Raw genomic sequence first — 14,411 nt, forward strand, 5'->3', positions numbered from 1 at the left:
ACCCCAGTAATTCTGTTTCTTAAGTTGAGCTAGGTAGCTGGCATGCCTGCCAGCTACCTAGCTCGGCGTAGCGATCCCAATCAAACGCGCGTCCAGGATCGGTTTTACGGGCAGGGGCGATGTGGCAATGGCCTCTCACGGCAGTCAGTGGGTACTGTGTTTTTAAGATCACAGTCAACTTACCTAATTGCTCATACTGCGCATCGGTGTAGGGCAGGTCATCCGTGCCCTCGAGTTCAATGCCAATCGAGAAGTTGTTGCAGGCGCTACGCTGATTAAACATAGACACGCCAGCATGCCAGGCACGATCGTTGCAAGAAACAAATTGCGTGACCGTACCCTCTCGCTCTATTAAAAAGTGCGATGACACTTTTAATCCCCGGATTTGTTCAAACCAGGGATGCTCATCGAAATCCAACTCATTGACAAACAATCTAGCTGGGCAGTCGGTGCCAAACTCACCGGGTGGCAAGCTGATGTTGTGAATCACCAAGAGGCTGATATCGATGCCTTCTGGGCGCTCATCAAAGTTAGGTGATGGCCTGTGTTTGATGCCAGGCAATGTGAGCCACCCATTGTGTTGCAAGGGGGGATGTGACTGTGCATGCTCGCGCGTCGAGTGGCGTGCCATCGGTCAGCACCACTGGTCAGTGTCGTTGTTTGATACCAGCTTTCGCATGCTCTGTGCTACACCAAAAGTTGTCGTTTTGTTTGACCGCTTCGGATCTGGGCATGTAGACGCCACAGTGGGCACAACGCACCATCTCTTCAGCCTTGCCAAGCGATTCGGGTTTGGCTGGCTTAGGCTTGTCGGTTTGGGTGTGGCGCTTTGCGGCTTGATGAGCCAGTAGTCGGGTGATAAACAGCACTCCGATGATAACCACCGCCCAAAACAGAATCTTGCCCATTCTTATCCTCGATTCAAGAGCACTTCAATCACAAACCGGCTGCCGGTGTATGAAAGCAATACAAACACAAACCCAACCAGCGTGTAGCGCAAGGCAATTCGGCCACGCCATCCCCACAAGTGACGCCCGAGCAATAACATGCCAAAGGTTAGCCATGACAGGACGGTAAAAACAGTTTTATGGTCAAACGGCAGCCACTTGCTCGTGGTAGCCAGAGAGATGAGGCCGCCAGACACGATTGCCAGTGTCAGTGCACCGAACGCGATCCAAATGATCCGAAACAGCAATCGCTCTTGCGTCAGCAGCGGTGGTTGGGCATCGAGCACTCGGCCAATCGCACGTTTCAGAGCACTCGCGTCATCAACTACCCCTCTCGGATGGTGCAAATGATGGTCAAGTGCTGCCATCAAGATACTTTGCAAAGCGGCAATCGTGATCAGACCATATGCACCGAGCGCTAGTAAAAGATGTCCGCGTAGTGCAGTTTCAGCGGCACTGGTAATCAGGTGTGAACCAGGAAACAAAGCCGTCAGCAGGCAGGTCACGCCAGCCGCAGGCAGCAGCAAAAGCAGTAGACCGTCCATTTTGACAATCAGGCTTTCGAGCCAAAAGACAACCAAACCCAACCAAATAGCCACCGATAGCGCGAGAAGCCAGCTCAAATGCAAATTGCCGCCCGCTAAAACCAGCGCATCGAGGCCGACCGCTTGTGACACCAGAGCGACTAAAACCGCCCAGCGGGCAACTAGCTCTGGTTTCTCCATGGGCTTTCCGGCCTGCAACATGCCCCAAAGGACGGCTGACAAGCCTAAATAAATGATCGCGGCGATGGCGTGAAATACAATGCCTGTAGACATCCTCCTAGTTTAAGCGAAGACACCGAATGCTAGAGAATTTGAGCCAGCGCCTAGGGCGCGTCGTAAAAACCATTCGCGGCCAAGCCCGTTTGACCGAGGCCAACACGCAGGAAATGATGCGAGAGGTTCGCTTGGCATTGCTTGAGGCCGATGTTGCCTTGCCGGTGGTTAAGACATTCGTTGAGCAAGTCAAACAAAAGGCAATGGGCCAGGAAGTTGCTGCAAGCTTGAGTCCGGGACAGGCGCTCGTGGGCGTGGTCAATCGAGAGCTGACCGACCTGATGGGTGGTGATCTAGGTCCTGAGGCGGGTGAATTGTCTTTGGCGGTGCAGCCGCCCGCGGTCATTCTGATGGCCGGTCTGCAGGGTGCAGGTAAAACCACCACGACTGGCAAGCTAGCGCGCTGGTTGGCCCAAGGTAACCACGTTCAGCAAGGTCGTAAAAGTGGCAAGAAAAAGGTGGCCGTGGTCAGTACCGACGTCTATCGCCCCGCAGCCATTGAGCAGTTAAAGACGGTAGCCAAGCAAGCAGACGTTGATTGGATAGCGTCTGAGAGTAATCAAAAGCCTGCCGATATTGCCCGTGCTGCGTTAGAGCATGCCAAGCGTCAGCACATTGACGTGCTGATTGTTGACACGGCTGGTCGTCTCGGTATTGATGAGGTGATGATGCAGGAAATTCAGATGCTGCATCAGATACTCAATCCGGTCGAGACGTTGTTTGTGGTGGACGCCATGCAGGGGCAGGATGCAGTCAACACCGCCCGGGCGTTCGGCGAGGCATTGCCATTGACGGGTGTTGTGCTCACCAAGCTCGATGGTGATGCTCGCGGTGGTGCGGCTTTGTCAGTTCGGCAAGTCACCGGTAAGCCATTAAAGTTTGTTGGGGTGTCAGAAAAGCTTGACGGGCTCGAGCCGTTTTACCCTGATCGCATGGCGCAGCGCGTGCTCGGTATGGGCGATATTGTTTCGCTTGTTGAGCAAGCTCAGCAAAACATCGACATGGCGCAGGCTGAAAAACTCGCCTCGAAGATGAAGTCGGGTGATAAGTTTGACCTGAATGATTTCCGCGAGCAGATTGCCCAGGTCAAAAAAATGGGCGATATGGGTAGCCTCTTGGAAAAACTTCCAGGTGAGATGGCAGCCGCCGCCAGTCAGCTTCAAGGGGGGCAAGCTGAAAAGCAATTGCGTCGTACCGAAGGCATACTGAACTCGATGACCCCGCTTGAGCGAGCCAAGCCTGAGCTGCTGAAGGCCTCGCGCAAGCGTCGGATCGCGGCGGGTGCTGGCGTGCCGGTGCAAGAGGTCAATCGCTTGCTCAAGCAATTCGAGCAGATGCAGGACATGATGAAAAAAATGAAAAAAGGTGGCATGGCCAAAATGATGCGCGCCATGGGCGGCATGAAAAACCTTGGCCGTTTTGGTGGGTTCGGACGCTAGCGTTTTTTAAATATCAAATCCCACACGCCATGACCAAGCCTCAAACCACGGGCTTCAAATTTGGTGCGCGGGCGCCAGTCCGGGCGAGGGCAAAATCCTTCGCACGTATTGACGATTCCAGTGTTATTGGTCAAAACCTCCAGCATTTGCTCAGCGTAGTGTTCCCAATCGGTCGCGCAATGGATGTAGCCTCCCGGCCTGAGCCGGCTAGTCAGCAGTTCTACAAAAGGTGGCTGAATCAGGCGGCGCTTGTGATGGCGTTTTTTAGGCCAAGGGTCAGGGAAATAGATATGCACACCAGCCAATGATTCGATTGCAATCATGTCCCTAAGCACTTCAACGACATCATGCTGAATGATGCGAATATTGGTGAGCCCCATGCAGTCGATGCGGTTTAATAACGCACCGACTCCGGCATTAAATACTTCAACCCCCAGAAAATTATCCCCTTCTCGTGCTTGCGCGATTTGGGCGGTTGTCTCCCCCATACCGAAGCCGATCTCAAGGATGGTGGGAGCGTCGCTGCGGCCAAAGGCATTGTCATAGTCAAGGGGTTGTCGTTCATACGGAATAACCCATTTAGGCGCGAGAGTTTCGAGCGCCTGTCGCTGGCCTTGCGTGATGTGGCCACGGCGATGCACAAAGCTGCGGATATGCGGTTGGGATGTCTCTGTTTTGGTGGGTTGCATCAGCCACCTCCAACCGCAACCACGACCTCGATTCGGTCATCTTCGGAGAGCTTATGAGTCCCGTGCAGGCTTCTAGGAACGATATCGCCATTGATTTCGACAGCCACACGTTTGTCTGCGAGCTCAAGGGCATGCAGGAGATCTGCCACTTTGCTGCCGTCAGCCACCGTGGTGGGTTCGCCATTCAAAATTATGTTCATGTTGCTATTGTAGTCACTTGCCGAGTTTGAGCGCCCGCTATAATACGCGCAACTTCATTGGTCAGGCGGGTGTAGTTCAATGGTAGAACGGCGGCTTCCCAAGCCTCAAGCGTGGGTTCGATTCCCATCACCCGCTCCAACACTGACCCAGTCCATCCGAACGCTTGATTGGATGTCGTTACATCACTTTGAAAATGCCTGAAACCAATCACCAACCCATCGCCCAGATGGCGCATCATTTGAATCGACGCTTTATTGCGCTCGTGCCGATCTTGTTGGCAATCATGGTTGCTATCAGTGGCTTGACGATGATTTATCCCCTGGTGCATCGTGTCTGGTTAGGCGAGCATCTGAACTGGTTTGACCAGGCATCCTGGCGTGAAATCATCGACATGATTGGTTTGATCGAATTGCCCAGGGTGTTTGTGGGCATGTGCCTGCTCATGATGTCGATGGGGCTAGCCATGCGGGCCCGTCTGGCTTGGGCATTTAGTCTGGTAGTGTTTGTGCCCGCTTTGCTGGTAACGATCTACTCTGATTGGGGAATCACCAGTATCAAAATCGTATACGACCTTGTTGTCGTAGCGATGCTAATTTGGTACTGGTCAGTTTTTAACCGCAGCAGTCTGACGGCTGGAACCCTGTTTGCTGTTGCTAGCGTTATTTCATTGCTTTGGTACTCGATGCTTGGCTCCTTGTACCTGGGCGAGGAGTTTGCCCCCCCTATCAAGGACATGCCCAATGCGATGTACTTTTCCGTGGTGGCGATGTCGACTGTCGGGTTTGGCGATATTGTTCCGGTCACTCATCCGGCCAGATTGTTTGTGGTGTCAATTATCGTAATGGGCATCACTGTATTTGCAACCTCGCTAGGCGCCATTGTTGGTCCAATTGCTAGCGGGAAGTTGCGTCAGATGCTTCGGCACAAAGCGAGAAAATCGATGCGTAAAAATCATGTCATTCTGTGCGGCACGACGCCGCTTGCTATCAGCCTATTTCGCAGCCTCACCGAGCGTGGAGAGCTAGTCACAGTGGTGTTGCGTCCTGGAACGAAGCATGATTATCCTGATACGGCTGACATTGTTTTCGGGGATGCGTTTGGAGCTGAAACGCTAAAAGAAGCTGGCGTTGAAGAAGCTAGCCACGTGATGGCATTGCGCGCCGATGATCCTGATAATGCCTTTATTGTTCTGGCGGTTAAGTCGTTTCCGAACAGCAAAGCACGAACCATTGTGCTGGTGAACAATAGCGAAAATCTAGAGAAGATCCGCAGAGTCAATGCCGATGTCGTGTTTTCTCCAGAGCTCCTGAGTGCCGAGCTTCTCGCCAGAGCGATCTCGGGCGAGTCTATGGATAAAAGTTTGATCTCCGACCTGTTTTTTGCCAAGCCGATCGACGCTGACGGTACAGTTCAAACCCAAACCAATTAATCGCTTTCAGACATGTCTTTACTGGTTACCAATATCGCGGCTTATCACTTCACTGCCTTGACCGACTTACCGGTCTGGCGTGAGCGCATAATGAACCGTACCGCTGAGCTTGACTTGAAAGGCACAGTGCTTTTGGCGCACGAGGGTATCAATCTGTTTTTGGCAGGCCCCAAAGTTGCCATCGAGTCATTTCTTGACTGGCTGCGCTCGTGCGAGCCGTTTGCCGCAATCAAAGTCAAATACAGTGAATCAGAAGCGGTTCCATTCAAGCGTTTGAAAGTCAAGATTAAAAATGAAATTATTCGCATGAATCATCCGGCAATTCATCCAGCCGAAGGTCGTGCGCCGGCAGTTGATCCGGTTACAGCGCGACGCTGGATTGAAATGGGTCAAGATGATGAGGGCAGGCCGTTGGTGATGCTCGACACGCGTAATGACTTTGAGGTTCAAGCGGGTACTTTCAAAGGTGCGCTGAACTGGCACATCGAACGTTTCACTCAATTTCCTGAGGCGGTTCAAGAGCATATGGATGAGCTTGAGGGCAAGACCATCATCAGTTTTTGTACCGGCGGGATTCGTTGTGAGAAAGCGGCTATTTACATGCAAGAAGTGGGTATCAAAAATATCTACCAGCTAGACGGCGGTATCTTGCAATATTTTGAAGATACCGATGGTTACGGTTTTGAAGGCAGCTGCTTTGTGTTTGACGAGCGCGAAACGCTAGACACAAAACTCAACGAAAAACACTTGAACGAGTAGCTTGTGCAGCCTAGCGGATTTTCATGCCTGGTACCGAACCCTGTGAAGGCTCGATCACAAAAATACCCGGATTAGTATTTTCATCGGCATGACTAGCCGATAAAACCATTCCCTCTGAAACACCAAACTTCATTTTGCGTGGCGCTAGATTGGCGACGACTACCACAAGCTTGCCTGTGAGTTCTTCGGGTTTGTACGCTGATTTAATGCCTGAGAAAACTTGGCGTAACTTGCCTTCACCAACATCAAGCATCAGTTTTAATAGCTTATGTGACCCCTCGACTTCTTCGCACGAAACCACTTTTGCCACACGCAAATCTAGTTTGGCGAAGTCGTCGATCTTGATATCGGGGCCAATTTCTTCACCACCTGGCAAAATCTTGGGCTCCTCAATCTCAGGGAATAGATCGTCGAGCATTTCCGGCGTGACTCTTTGCATCAGGTGTTTGAAGGATCCAATACGCCTGGGCAAAACACTGGCATCGGCCCAAGTAAAGCTGCGATCCATCCCAAAGAGCTCGGTGGCAACGCGATGAGTGAGTGCCGGCAAAATCGGCGTCAAAAGCACAGATAGCGCTTTAAAGCCAGCCAGTGCAGTGGAGCAAATATCTTGTAACTCGTCTTTTTGGTCGTTAGACGCATCAGCCAAACCTTTGGCCAGTATCCAGGGTTGGGCTGCATCAAAGTTCTGATTAATCACATCAGCTTGCGCCATGATCTCCCGAATTGCCCGTGCGTATTCACGTTTTTGTAGGTATTCCTGGATTTCATCAGCAACTTCAGACCATTTGGTGGTCAGCACGTGTTCGTCACCTGTATAACGCAGCTCGCCATTGAAGTGACGCCCGATAAAACTTGCCGCGCGACTAGCGATGTTAACGTATTTGCCAATCAGATCGCTGTTGACTCGAGCAATAAAGTCTTCAGGGTTGAAGTCGATATCTTCGACTTTATTGTTGAGTTTGGCTGCAATGTAATAGCGCAGCCATTCGGCATCCATGCCGAGCTCGAGATAGCGCAGTGGCGAGATCCCAGTACCCCGACTCTTCGACATTTTTTCGCCGCTAACGGTGATAAAGCCATGCACATTAATTTGGTCTGGTGTCTTGCGCCCAGAAAATTTTAACGTCGCCGGCCAGAACAGCGTGTGGAAGTAGACGATGTCTTTACCAATGAAGTGCACTTGTTCGGTATCACCGTCCGGATCAACGATGGCGTTGTAATCAAGTCCTGCTTTTTTGCAATAAGCTTTCAATGACGCGAGGTAGCCTACAGGTGCGTCAAGCCAGACGTAGAAATATTTACCAGGTGCGTCTGGGATTTCGATACCGAAATAGGGCGCATCACGCGAGATATCCCAGTCACCAAGCTTGGCGCCGGTGTTCTCATCACCAAGCCACTCCCGCGTTTTTGCGAGGACTTCGCTTTGTAGATGGTTCACGCCATGCTTGTTTTGTCCAGTGGTCCAGGCTTTCAAGAATTCCACGCAGCGCGGATCGGATAGCTTAAAAAAGAAATGCTCAGATGACTTTAGAACTGGCTTTGCGCCGGTTATGGTGCTGTAGGGCTCAATCAGTTCCGTAGGCGCATACACCGCACTGCAAACCTCGCAGGCGTCGCCATACTGGTCCTTTGCATGGCATTTTGGACATTCACCCTTGATGTATCGATCTGGCAAGAACATGCCCTGAACGGGGTCATAGAACTGCTCGATGGTCTTGGTTTCGATCAGCCCAGCGTCGCGCAGTTTGCGATATATATCTTGGGATAATTCGGTGTTCTCTGTTGAATCCGTCGAATGCCAATGATCAAACTCGACGTGAAACCCTTTGAGATACGTCGGTCGTTCGGCGGCGTATCGACCCACCAGTTCGGTCGGCGTAATTCCCTCGGCTTGCGCTTTGAGCATGATAGGGGCACCGTGCGTGTCATCGGCGCACACAAAATGGACGGTATGACCCGCCATGCGCATCGTTCTCACCCAGATGTCTGCCTGGATGTACTCCATGATGTGGCCGATGTGGAACGACCCATTGGCATAAGGCAAGGCAGTGGTGACAAACAGAGTGCGCGACATGATGTATCCGTCTAGATGGCAGGTACTGGATTTTAACTGTGTCGCGGCAGTTCGCTAGCGACACCAAGACGGCGGTCAACGCACGTCGCGTGCCTCAACATCGGTCACGTTGTCGCGCGGGCGGGTTGGTTGACCAAAGCTCCCTTTCGCGAAGATGGGTTTGCGCCGTGCCTGACGGCTAGTCCAGTACTCTTGCACTGAGAACCGTTGTCCGCGCAATTTGGCGACTAAAAAGAGGATACCCACAGCAATCAGTGTGGAGAAAGTAAAAATCAAAGCCATGCCGAGTCCGATGAGCGCAACCACAGCGAAAGCGATAATACGAAGAATGCGAGTTATGAAATCCATCATGTAATTAGTATACGTTGTGTCCGTGCAAACGCACCAATTATTGTGACCTTAGAAACCCTTAAAAATTCCATGACAGTTACATCTAATGACATTCAGGCTCTTTTGGCCCGCACCATGGATCCCAACACCAACCGGGCGTATGGTGATCTAGTTCAGGATATCCGCGTCGAGTCGTCCGGCGAGGTCAGTCTTAAGTTTCGGCCTGGATATCCGGTGGGGCGAAGCCGCGAATCCCTGCTGCGACCTCTGACAGCAGCGCTAGAGGCCCTTGGGTTTGGCAAGGCGCACATTGAGGTTCAGCCCAAGATCGAAGCGCACGCCATTCGTGCCGGTGTAGAGCGGGTCAAGGGCATCAAAAACATCATCGCAGTGGCTTCTGGCAAGGGCGGGGTGGGTAAAAGCACCACAGCGGTCAACCTTGCGTTGGCGTTCGCCGATGAAGGGGCTACGGTGGGCGTGCTCGACGCGGATATCTACGGCCCGAGCGTCCCCCTATTGTTAGGCATTGACGGTCGGCCAGACAGCAAAGATAACAAAACCATGGAGCCCATGATTGGTCACGGGATCAAATGCAACTCGATCGGGTTTTTGGTGGATGCTGATACGCCGGCTATCTGGCGTGGCCCCATGGTGACGCAAGCGCTCGAACATTTGTTGCGCCAGACTAATTGGGGCGAGCTCGATTATTTGATCATCGACATGCCGCCGGGTACCGGCGATATTGCCTTGACCCTGGCTCAAAAAGTGCCTGTCAGTGGTGCGCTGATTGTCAGCACACCGCAAGATGTCGCGTTACTCGATGCCCGCAAGGGGGTGCGTATGTTTGAGAAAGTCACGGTGCCCGTGCTTGGGATTATCGAGAATATGTCTGTCCATGTGTGCTCTAACTGTGGCCACGTTGAGCATTTGTTCGGTGAGGGTGGTGCGCAGCGGATGGCCGATGAGTTCCAAGTGCCGTTTTTAGGCAAATTACCGCTGGCGCTTTCCATCCGAGAAAATGCGGATGCGGGCAACCCAACCGTGGTCGCAGCACCCGATAGTACCGAGGCTGGTCTATACCGTGAGATAGCGCAAAAATTGGTTGCAAGGCTCTCGGGTTTGCCCAAAGACATGGCCAGCAAGTTCCCCACAGTGGTGGTCGAGCAACGGCGTCACTGATTTGTTTCGGCAGGGCGCGCGATGCGGCGTTAAAATTCAAGGTTTTACGCTGTTGGGGAAGTTCTGCCATGAGCATCAAAAGCGACCTATGGATTCGGCGTGCAGCCGCCCAAGGCATGATCGAGCCGTTTGAGCCCGGTCAGGTACGAGAAAACGCCAACGGGCGAATTGTGAGCTATGGCACTAGCAGCTATGGCTATGATGTGCGCTGCGCCAACGAATTCAAGATCTTCACCAACATCAACTCGACCATTGTTGATCCCAAGGCGTTTGATGAGAAGTCATTTGTGGATTTTGTGGGTGATATCTGCATCATTCCCCCCAATTCGTTCGCATTAGCCCGCACCGTTGAGTATTTCCGTATTCCGCGAAGTGTGCTCACCGTGTGTCTTGGCAAAAGTACCTATGCCCGTTGCGGCATTATCGTCAATGTCACGCCACTTGAACCTGAATGGGAAGGGCATGTGACACTCGAGTTCTCAAACACCACACCGCTGCCCGCCAAAATTTATGCTGGCGAGGGTTGCGCGCAGATGCTGTTTTTTGAAAGCGACGAAATTTGCGAGACGTCATACAAGGACCGGGGTGGTAAGTATCAGGGCCAGCAGGGCGTTACTTTGCCACGTACTTAGTCATAAGACATTTTTGCGCAGTCAGGCAGTCAAGGGAGTTCCTCCATGAAGTTTCGTTTCCCGATTTACATTATTGATGAGGACTTCCGCTCGGAAAATGCCTCAGGCTTGGGTGTTCGCGCACTGGCTGCTGCAATCGAAGCAGAGGGCATGGAGGTTATCGGTGTCACAAGCTATGGTGACTTGAGTTCATTTGCTCAGCAGCAAAGTCGGGCGAGCGCTTTCATCCTGTCAATTGACGATGAAGAGTTCGATATTGATGTCGCAGTTGACCACTCGAGTGCCATTCAAAACTTACGCTCATTTATTGGTGAATTACGTTTCAGAAACGCTGACATCCCTATCTATCTGTATGGTGAGACGCGCACCTCTGAACACATCCCCAACGATATTTTGCGGGAACTGCACGGCTTTATTCACATGTTCGAAGACACACCAGAGTTCGTGGCGCGTCACATTATTCGCGAAGCGCGCAGCTACATTGACGGCCTTGCCCCGCCATTCTTTAGGGAATTGGTTAACTACGCTCAAGATGGTTCGTACTCATGGCATTGCCCTGGGCACTCCGGTGGTGTTGCGTTTTTAAAGAGCCCGGTAGGTCAGATGTTTCACCAGTTTTTTGGTGAGAACATGTTAAGAGCTGATGTCTGTAATGCCGTAGACGAGTTGGGGCAACTGCTTGATCACACGGGCCCTGTGGCAGAGTCCGAGTTAAACGCCGCCCGAATTTTTCATGCGGACCATTGTTTTTTTGTGACCAACGGCACCTCTACGTCCAACAAGGTTGTGTGGCATGCCAACGTTGCTGCTGACGACATTGTGGTGGTTGATCGCAACTGTCACAAGTCTATTCTGCATGCGATCACCATGACGGGTGCCATTCCGGTTTTTCTGAGGCCAACGCGCAATCATCTTGGAATTATCGGTCCGATTCCACTAAGCGAGTTCGAACCGGACAATATTCAGAAAAAAATTGACGCCAATCCGTTTGCAAGACGGGCGCGATCGAATCAGGCCCGGATTTTGACGCTGACTCAAAGTACCTACGATGGCGTGATTTACAACGTTGAAATGATCAAAGATAGGCTTGGCTCAACGATTGATACCTTGCACTTTGATGAAGCCTGGTTGCCGCATGCGCCTTTTCATGATTTCTATCGCGATATGCATGCGATCGGTGCGAACCGACCCCGCAGTGAGCGTGCGATGGTCTATGCCACACACTCGACACACAAATTATTGGCGGGCATTTCTCAGGCGTCCCAGATTGTGGTGCAAGAATCCCAAACCCGCCGGTTAGACCGCAACGTATTTAACGAAGCGTACTTGATGCACACGTCAACGTCACCCCAGTACGCCATCATTGCATCATGTGATGTGGCTGCAGCCATGATGGAACCGCCAGGCGGCACAGCCTTGGTTGAAGAAAGCATTCGCGAGGCGATGGATTTCCGGCGGGCGATGCGCAAAGTACAAGCTGAGTATGGCGACTCGGATTGGTGGTTCAGTGTGTGGGGTCCAGATGAGTTGCCGACTCAGGGCATTGGTGGGCAATCCGATTGGGTGCTTAAAGCCAATGATCATTGGCATGGTTTTGGTGATTTGGCTCAAGATTTCAATATGCTTGACCCCATTAAGGCCACGATTGTCACGCCTGGTCTGGATATGTCTGGCAGTTTTGGGGAGTCCGGTATTCCGGCAGCGTTGGTCTCCAAGTACCTGACCGAACACGGCGTTGTCGTGGAGAAAACCGGTCTGTACTCATTTTTTATCTTGTTTACGATCGGTATTACCAAAGGGCGCTGGAATACGTTGCTGACTGCCTTGCAGCAATTTAAAGACGACTATGACCGCAACCAGCCAATGTGGCGCATTCTGCCTGAGTTTTGTCGGGATCACCGCCGTTATGAGCGCATGGGTTTGCGCGATCTATGCCAGTTGATCCACGAAGCCTATCGTGAGTATGACGTTGCTCGTTTGACCACCGAGATGTATTTGTCAGACATGGTGCCGGAATTCAAACCATCAGATGCGTTTGCCTATATGGCGCATGGTGATGTCGAGCGTATCTCAATTGATGAGCTTGAAGGGCGTGCGACAGGTGTACTGCTAACACCCTATCCACCGGGTATCCCTTTGCTGATTCCTGGCGAGCGCTTTAACAAGACAATTGTTCAGTATCTGCAGTTTGCGCGAGATTTCAATAGCCGCTTCCCTGGGTTTGAGACTTATATTCATGGCCTGGCTGAAGAGGAGGACGCCAGCGGTAATAAGCGTCTATATGTGGACTGCATCAAGCAGAGCTAACAAGACGTGACCAAGGTTGATGTCATCGTCATCGGTGCCGGTGCGGCTGGCATGATGTGTGCAGCCACGGCTGGCCTAGCCGGGCGAGAGGTGATGTTGATCGACCATGCCAGCAAACTGGCTGAAAAAATCCGAATTTCTGGTGGCGGGCGTTGCAATTTCACCAACGTTAATGTCACCCCCGAGAATTTTATTTCGGCAAATCCCAAGTTCTGCCGCACTGTGCTGGCTGGCTACACGCCGCAGGACTTCATCAAGCTCGTCAATTCCCACGGCATTTCCTGGCATGAAAAGCACCGTGGTCAGTTGTTCTGCGACGACAGCAGTGAGCAAATCATTGCGATGCTCAAGCGCGAGTGTGACAGGGCGAATGTCAGGTGGCGAATGCCGTGCTCGGTGCAAAGCGTCAAGCAAACCGCCGATGGTTTTGAGCTCGACACATCCGTTGGTGTGCTGTGCTGTCGCGACTTGGTCATTGCCACCGGCGGTACAGCAGTGCCGCAGGTAGGGGCTACAGATTTCGCATTGAGAATAGCCCAGCAATTTGGCGTGGACGTGATCGATCCGAGGCCTGCCTTGGTACCTTTACAGTTTGACCCCAAAGTCTGGCAGCCGTTTGCAAACTTGGCGGGCGTGGCAATCGAGGCCGAGATTGCGGTGGCCAATGGTCGGCAGCGCTTTGTCGAAGATATGTTGTTTACCCATCGAGGCTTGTCTGGTCCCGGGATTTTGCAGATCTCTAGTTATTGGCGGGCTGGACAGTCTTTGGCTATTAACTTGTTGCCGATGCGGGGCTTGGCTGAGCAATTGATCGCGCTAAAGTCTGGCGCCAAACAACAGGCCGTTACGGTCATGGCTAAGTTTTGGCCTAAACGTCTGGCCGAGCAGTGGCTCGGCGAAGCGGGTCAGCGCAAGTTTGCCGAATGGTCGGACAAAGCAGTGAGGGCACTGATTGAGCAAATACAAAACTGGCAGGTCACGCCCTCTGGTTCTGCGGGGCTGCGCAAAGCCGAAGTCATGGCCGGTGGCATAGATACGGATGCGCTGGATCAGCGCACGTTAGGTGTGAAGGGTATACGCGGGCTGTATTTTTTGGGTGAAGCCGTGGATGTGACGGGCTGGCTTGGCGGTTACAACTTTCAGTGGGCGTGGGCAAGCGGGGTGGCTTGTGGACGCGCGCTATCAGCAAGGGCTCGAGGTTAGGTTGATGACTTTGTACATCGGTGGCTGTGTCGCTTTCAGACGACTGAACGCCTAGCCGTCAAAGCCAATAAATTCAGTGTGTTGAGGCAACAAGCTCAAGCGAGCTGTGAGCGTTAGCTTTTATTAACTGACTCATTAGTGTCTTTTTACTGTTTTAACGGGCGTTTTCCGGGTAACCTACGGCTGTCTGTGAATACCCTATGCAGGAGAGCGTGTCGTTCTGACACCGCCGAAGGCGCAATTCGCCCAGAATCGCTCAGGCACCACATACTGCACAGGGTTTCGTCTATGAGGCGGCACAGGACTCTGGAGAGACTTGCCGTTGTTTGATTGGCAAGCGCCGAAGGTGCAGCTGGTGAAGCCACCAGAAAACTCTCAGGCAAAAGGACAGAGGGGCGGAT

At 52.3% G+C, this 14,411-nt stretch carries 14 protein-coding genes, 1 tRNA gene and 2 riboswitches; of the genes, 8 read left to right on the forward strand and 7 right to left on the reverse strand.

What is annotated here, in order from left to right:
- Positions 1–19: 19 nt before the first annotated feature.
- The 3 genes from ampD to DHf2319_RS02165 are packed head-to-tail and all read right to left on the reverse strand — an operon-like array spanning position 20 to position 1,765.
- Positions 20–631 carry a 1,6-anhydro-N-acetylmuramyl-L-alanine amidase AmpD gene (gene ampD, locus DHf2319_RS02155; protein ID WP_243479166.1) on the reverse strand — a complete coding sequence of 204 codons (612 nt, stop codon included), beginning with the start codon at positions 629–631 and terminating at the stop codon, positions 20–22.
- 16 nt (positions 632–647) lie between these two features.
- Positions 648–908 carry a PP0621 family protein gene (locus tag DHf2319_RS02160; protein WP_243479167.1) on the reverse strand — a complete coding sequence of 87 codons (261 nt, stop codon included), beginning with the start codon at positions 906–908 and terminating at the stop codon, positions 648–650.
- Between the two features lie 2 nt (positions 909–910).
- Positions 911–1,765, reverse strand: a complete 855-nt coding sequence (locus DHf2319_RS02165) for a cytochrome C assembly family protein (RefSeq protein WP_243479168.1) — start codon at positions 1,763–1,765, stop codon at positions 911–913.
- Positions 1,766–1,791: 26 nt separating this feature from the next.
- On the opposite strand from DHf2319_RS02165, the gene ffh reads away from it, so the two are divergent.
- Positions 1,792–3,204, forward strand: a complete 1,413-nt coding sequence (gene ffh, locus DHf2319_RS02170) for a signal recognition particle protein (protein ID WP_243479169.1) — start codon at positions 1,792–1,794, stop codon at positions 3,202–3,204.
- On the opposite strand, the gene trmB is transcribed toward ffh, so the two are convergent.
- Positions 3,201–3,893, reverse strand: coding sequence for a tRNA (guanosine(46)-N7)-methyltransferase TrmB (trmB, locus tag DHf2319_RS02175; RefSeq protein ID WP_243479170.1), 693 nt, complete (start codon positions 3,891–3,893; stop codon positions 3,201–3,203). The genes ffh and trmB overlap by 4 nt on opposite strands.
- Entirely contained in the window at positions 3,893–4,093 is a 201-nt protein-coding gene (thiS, locus tag DHf2319_RS02180) for a sulfur carrier protein ThiS (protein ID WP_243479171.1), read from the reverse strand. Before thiS ends, trmB begins: the two co-directional genes overlap by 1 nt.
- Before the next feature lie 65 nt (positions 4,094–4,158).
- Between thiS and DHf2319_RS02185 the strand changes: the two genes are divergently transcribed.
- The 3 genes from DHf2319_RS02185 (at position 4,159) to DHf2319_RS02195 (ending at position 6,282) form a co-directional block, all read left to right on the forward strand.
- Positions 4,159–4,232 (forward strand) — tRNA-Gly (locus DHf2319_RS02185).
- A 55-nt stretch (positions 4,233–4,287) separates the two neighbouring features.
- The gene (gene kch, locus DHf2319_RS02190; RefSeq protein ID WP_243479172.1) at positions 4,288–5,523 is read left to right on the forward strand and encodes a voltage-gated potassium channel protein; all 1,236 of its coding nucleotides are present in this window, start codon (positions 4,288–4,290) and stop codon (positions 5,521–5,523) included.
- Positions 5,524–5,535: 12 nt separating this feature from the next.
- Positions 5,536–6,282 carry a sulfurtransferase gene (locus DHf2319_RS02195; RefSeq protein WP_243479173.1) on the forward strand — a complete coding sequence of 249 codons (747 nt, stop codon included), beginning with the start codon at positions 5,536–5,538 and terminating at the stop codon, positions 6,280–6,282.
- A 10-nt stretch (positions 6,283–6,292) separates the two neighbouring features.
- On the opposite strand, the gene metG is transcribed toward DHf2319_RS02195, so the two are convergent.
- Both metG and DHf2319_RS02205 read right to left on the reverse strand, forming a co-directional pair.
- On the reverse strand, positions 6,293–8,359 hold the full coding sequence (gene metG / locus DHf2319_RS02200) for a methionine--tRNA ligase (protein WP_243479174.1): 2,067 nt from the start codon (positions 8,357–8,359) through the stop codon (positions 6,293–6,295).
- Between the two features lie 75 nt (positions 8,360–8,434).
- A complete protein-coding gene (locus DHf2319_RS02205; RefSeq protein WP_243479175.1) occupies positions 8,435–8,710 on the reverse strand; it encodes a hypothetical protein in 276 nt (91 codons plus the stop codon).
- A gap of 69 nt (positions 8,711–8,779) precedes the next feature.
- Here DHf2319_RS02205 and apbC point away from each other — a divergent pair, with 69 nt between their 5' ends.
- The 4 genes from apbC to DHf2319_RS02225 all read left to right on the forward strand — a co-directional run bounded on the left by apbC (position 8,780) and on the right by DHf2319_RS02225 (position 14,010).
- Complete coding sequence (gene apbC / locus DHf2319_RS02210) at positions 8,780–9,868, forward strand: iron-sulfur cluster carrier protein ApbC (RefSeq protein ID WP_243479176.1); 1,089 nt, start codon at positions 8,780–8,782, stop codon at positions 9,866–9,868.
- A 68-nt stretch (positions 9,869–9,936) separates the two neighbouring features.
- Positions 9,937–10,500: a dCTP deaminase gene (gene dcd, locus DHf2319_RS02215; RefSeq protein ID WP_243479177.1), complete on the forward strand. Its 564-nt coding sequence runs from the start codon at positions 9,937–9,939 to the stop codon at positions 10,498–10,500.
- A 45-nt stretch (positions 10,501–10,545) separates the two neighbouring features.
- On the forward strand, positions 10,546–12,807 hold the full coding sequence (locus DHf2319_RS02220; protein ID WP_243479178.1) for an arginine/lysine/ornithine decarboxylase: 2,262 nt from the start codon (positions 10,546–10,548) through the stop codon (positions 12,805–12,807).
- 6 nt (positions 12,808–12,813) lie between these two features.
- The gene (locus DHf2319_RS02225; RefSeq protein WP_369810209.1) at positions 12,814–14,010 is read left to right on the forward strand and encodes a BaiN/RdsA family NAD(P)/FAD-dependent oxidoreductase; all 1,197 of its coding nucleotides are present in this window, start codon (positions 12,814–12,816) and stop codon (positions 14,008–14,010) included.
- Positions 14,011–14,203: 193 nt separating this feature from the next.
- Positions 14,204–14,293, forward strand: a riboswitch (glycine riboswitch).
- A 13-nt stretch (positions 14,294–14,306) separates the two neighbouring features.
- Positions 14,307–14,411, forward strand: a riboswitch (glycine riboswitch).

Source organism: Orrella daihaiensis (assembly GCF_022811525.1).
Lineage (GTDB): Bacteria > Pseudomonadota > Gammaproteobacteria > Burkholderiales > Burkholderiaceae_B > Algicoccus > Algicoccus daihaiensis.

Bases quoted from the DNA above. Each gene is read 5' to 3' on its own strand.
- ampD (WP_243479166.1), bottom strand. From the start codon at position 631: ATGGCACGCCACTCGACGCGCGAGCATGCACAGTCACATCCCCCCTTG.
- DHf2319_RS02160 (WP_243479167.1), bottom strand. From the start codon at position 908: ATGGGCAAGATTCTGTTTTGGGCGGTGGTTATCATCGGAGTGCTGTTT.
- DHf2319_RS02165 (WP_243479168.1), bottom strand. From the start codon at position 1,765: ATGTCTACAGGCATTGTATTTCACGCCATCGCCGCGATCATTTATTTA.
- ffh (WP_243479169.1), top strand. From the start codon at position 1,792: ATGCTAGAGAATTTGAGCCAGCGCCTAGGGCGCGTCGTAAAAACCATT.
- trmB (WP_243479170.1), bottom strand. From the start codon at position 3,893: ATGCAACCCACCAAAACAGAGACATCCCAACCGCATATCCGCAGCTTT.
- thiS (WP_243479171.1), bottom strand. From the start codon at position 4,093: ATGAACATAATTTTGAATGGCGAACCCACCACGGTGGCTGACGGCAGC.
- kch (WP_243479172.1), top strand. From the start codon at position 4,288: ATGCCTGAAACCAATCACCAACCCATCGCCCAGATGGCGCATCATTTG.
- DHf2319_RS02195 (WP_243479173.1), top strand. From the start codon at position 5,536: ATGTCTTTACTGGTTACCAATATCGCGGCTTATCACTTCACTGCCTTG.
- metG (WP_243479174.1), bottom strand. From the start codon at position 8,359: ATGTCGCGCACTCTGTTTGTCACCACTGCCTTGCCTTATGCCAATGGG.
- DHf2319_RS02205 (WP_243479175.1), bottom strand. From the start codon at position 8,710: ATGATGGATTTCATAACTCGCATTCTTCGTATTATCGCTTTCGCTGTG.
- apbC (WP_243479176.1), top strand. From the start codon at position 8,780: ATGACAGTTACATCTAATGACATTCAGGCTCTTTTGGCCCGCACCATG.
- dcd (WP_243479177.1), top strand. From the start codon at position 9,937: ATGAGCATCAAAAGCGACCTATGGATTCGGCGTGCAGCCGCCCAAGGC.
- DHf2319_RS02220 (WP_243479178.1), top strand. From the start codon at position 10,546: ATGAAGTTTCGTTTCCCGATTTACATTATTGATGAGGACTTCCGCTCG.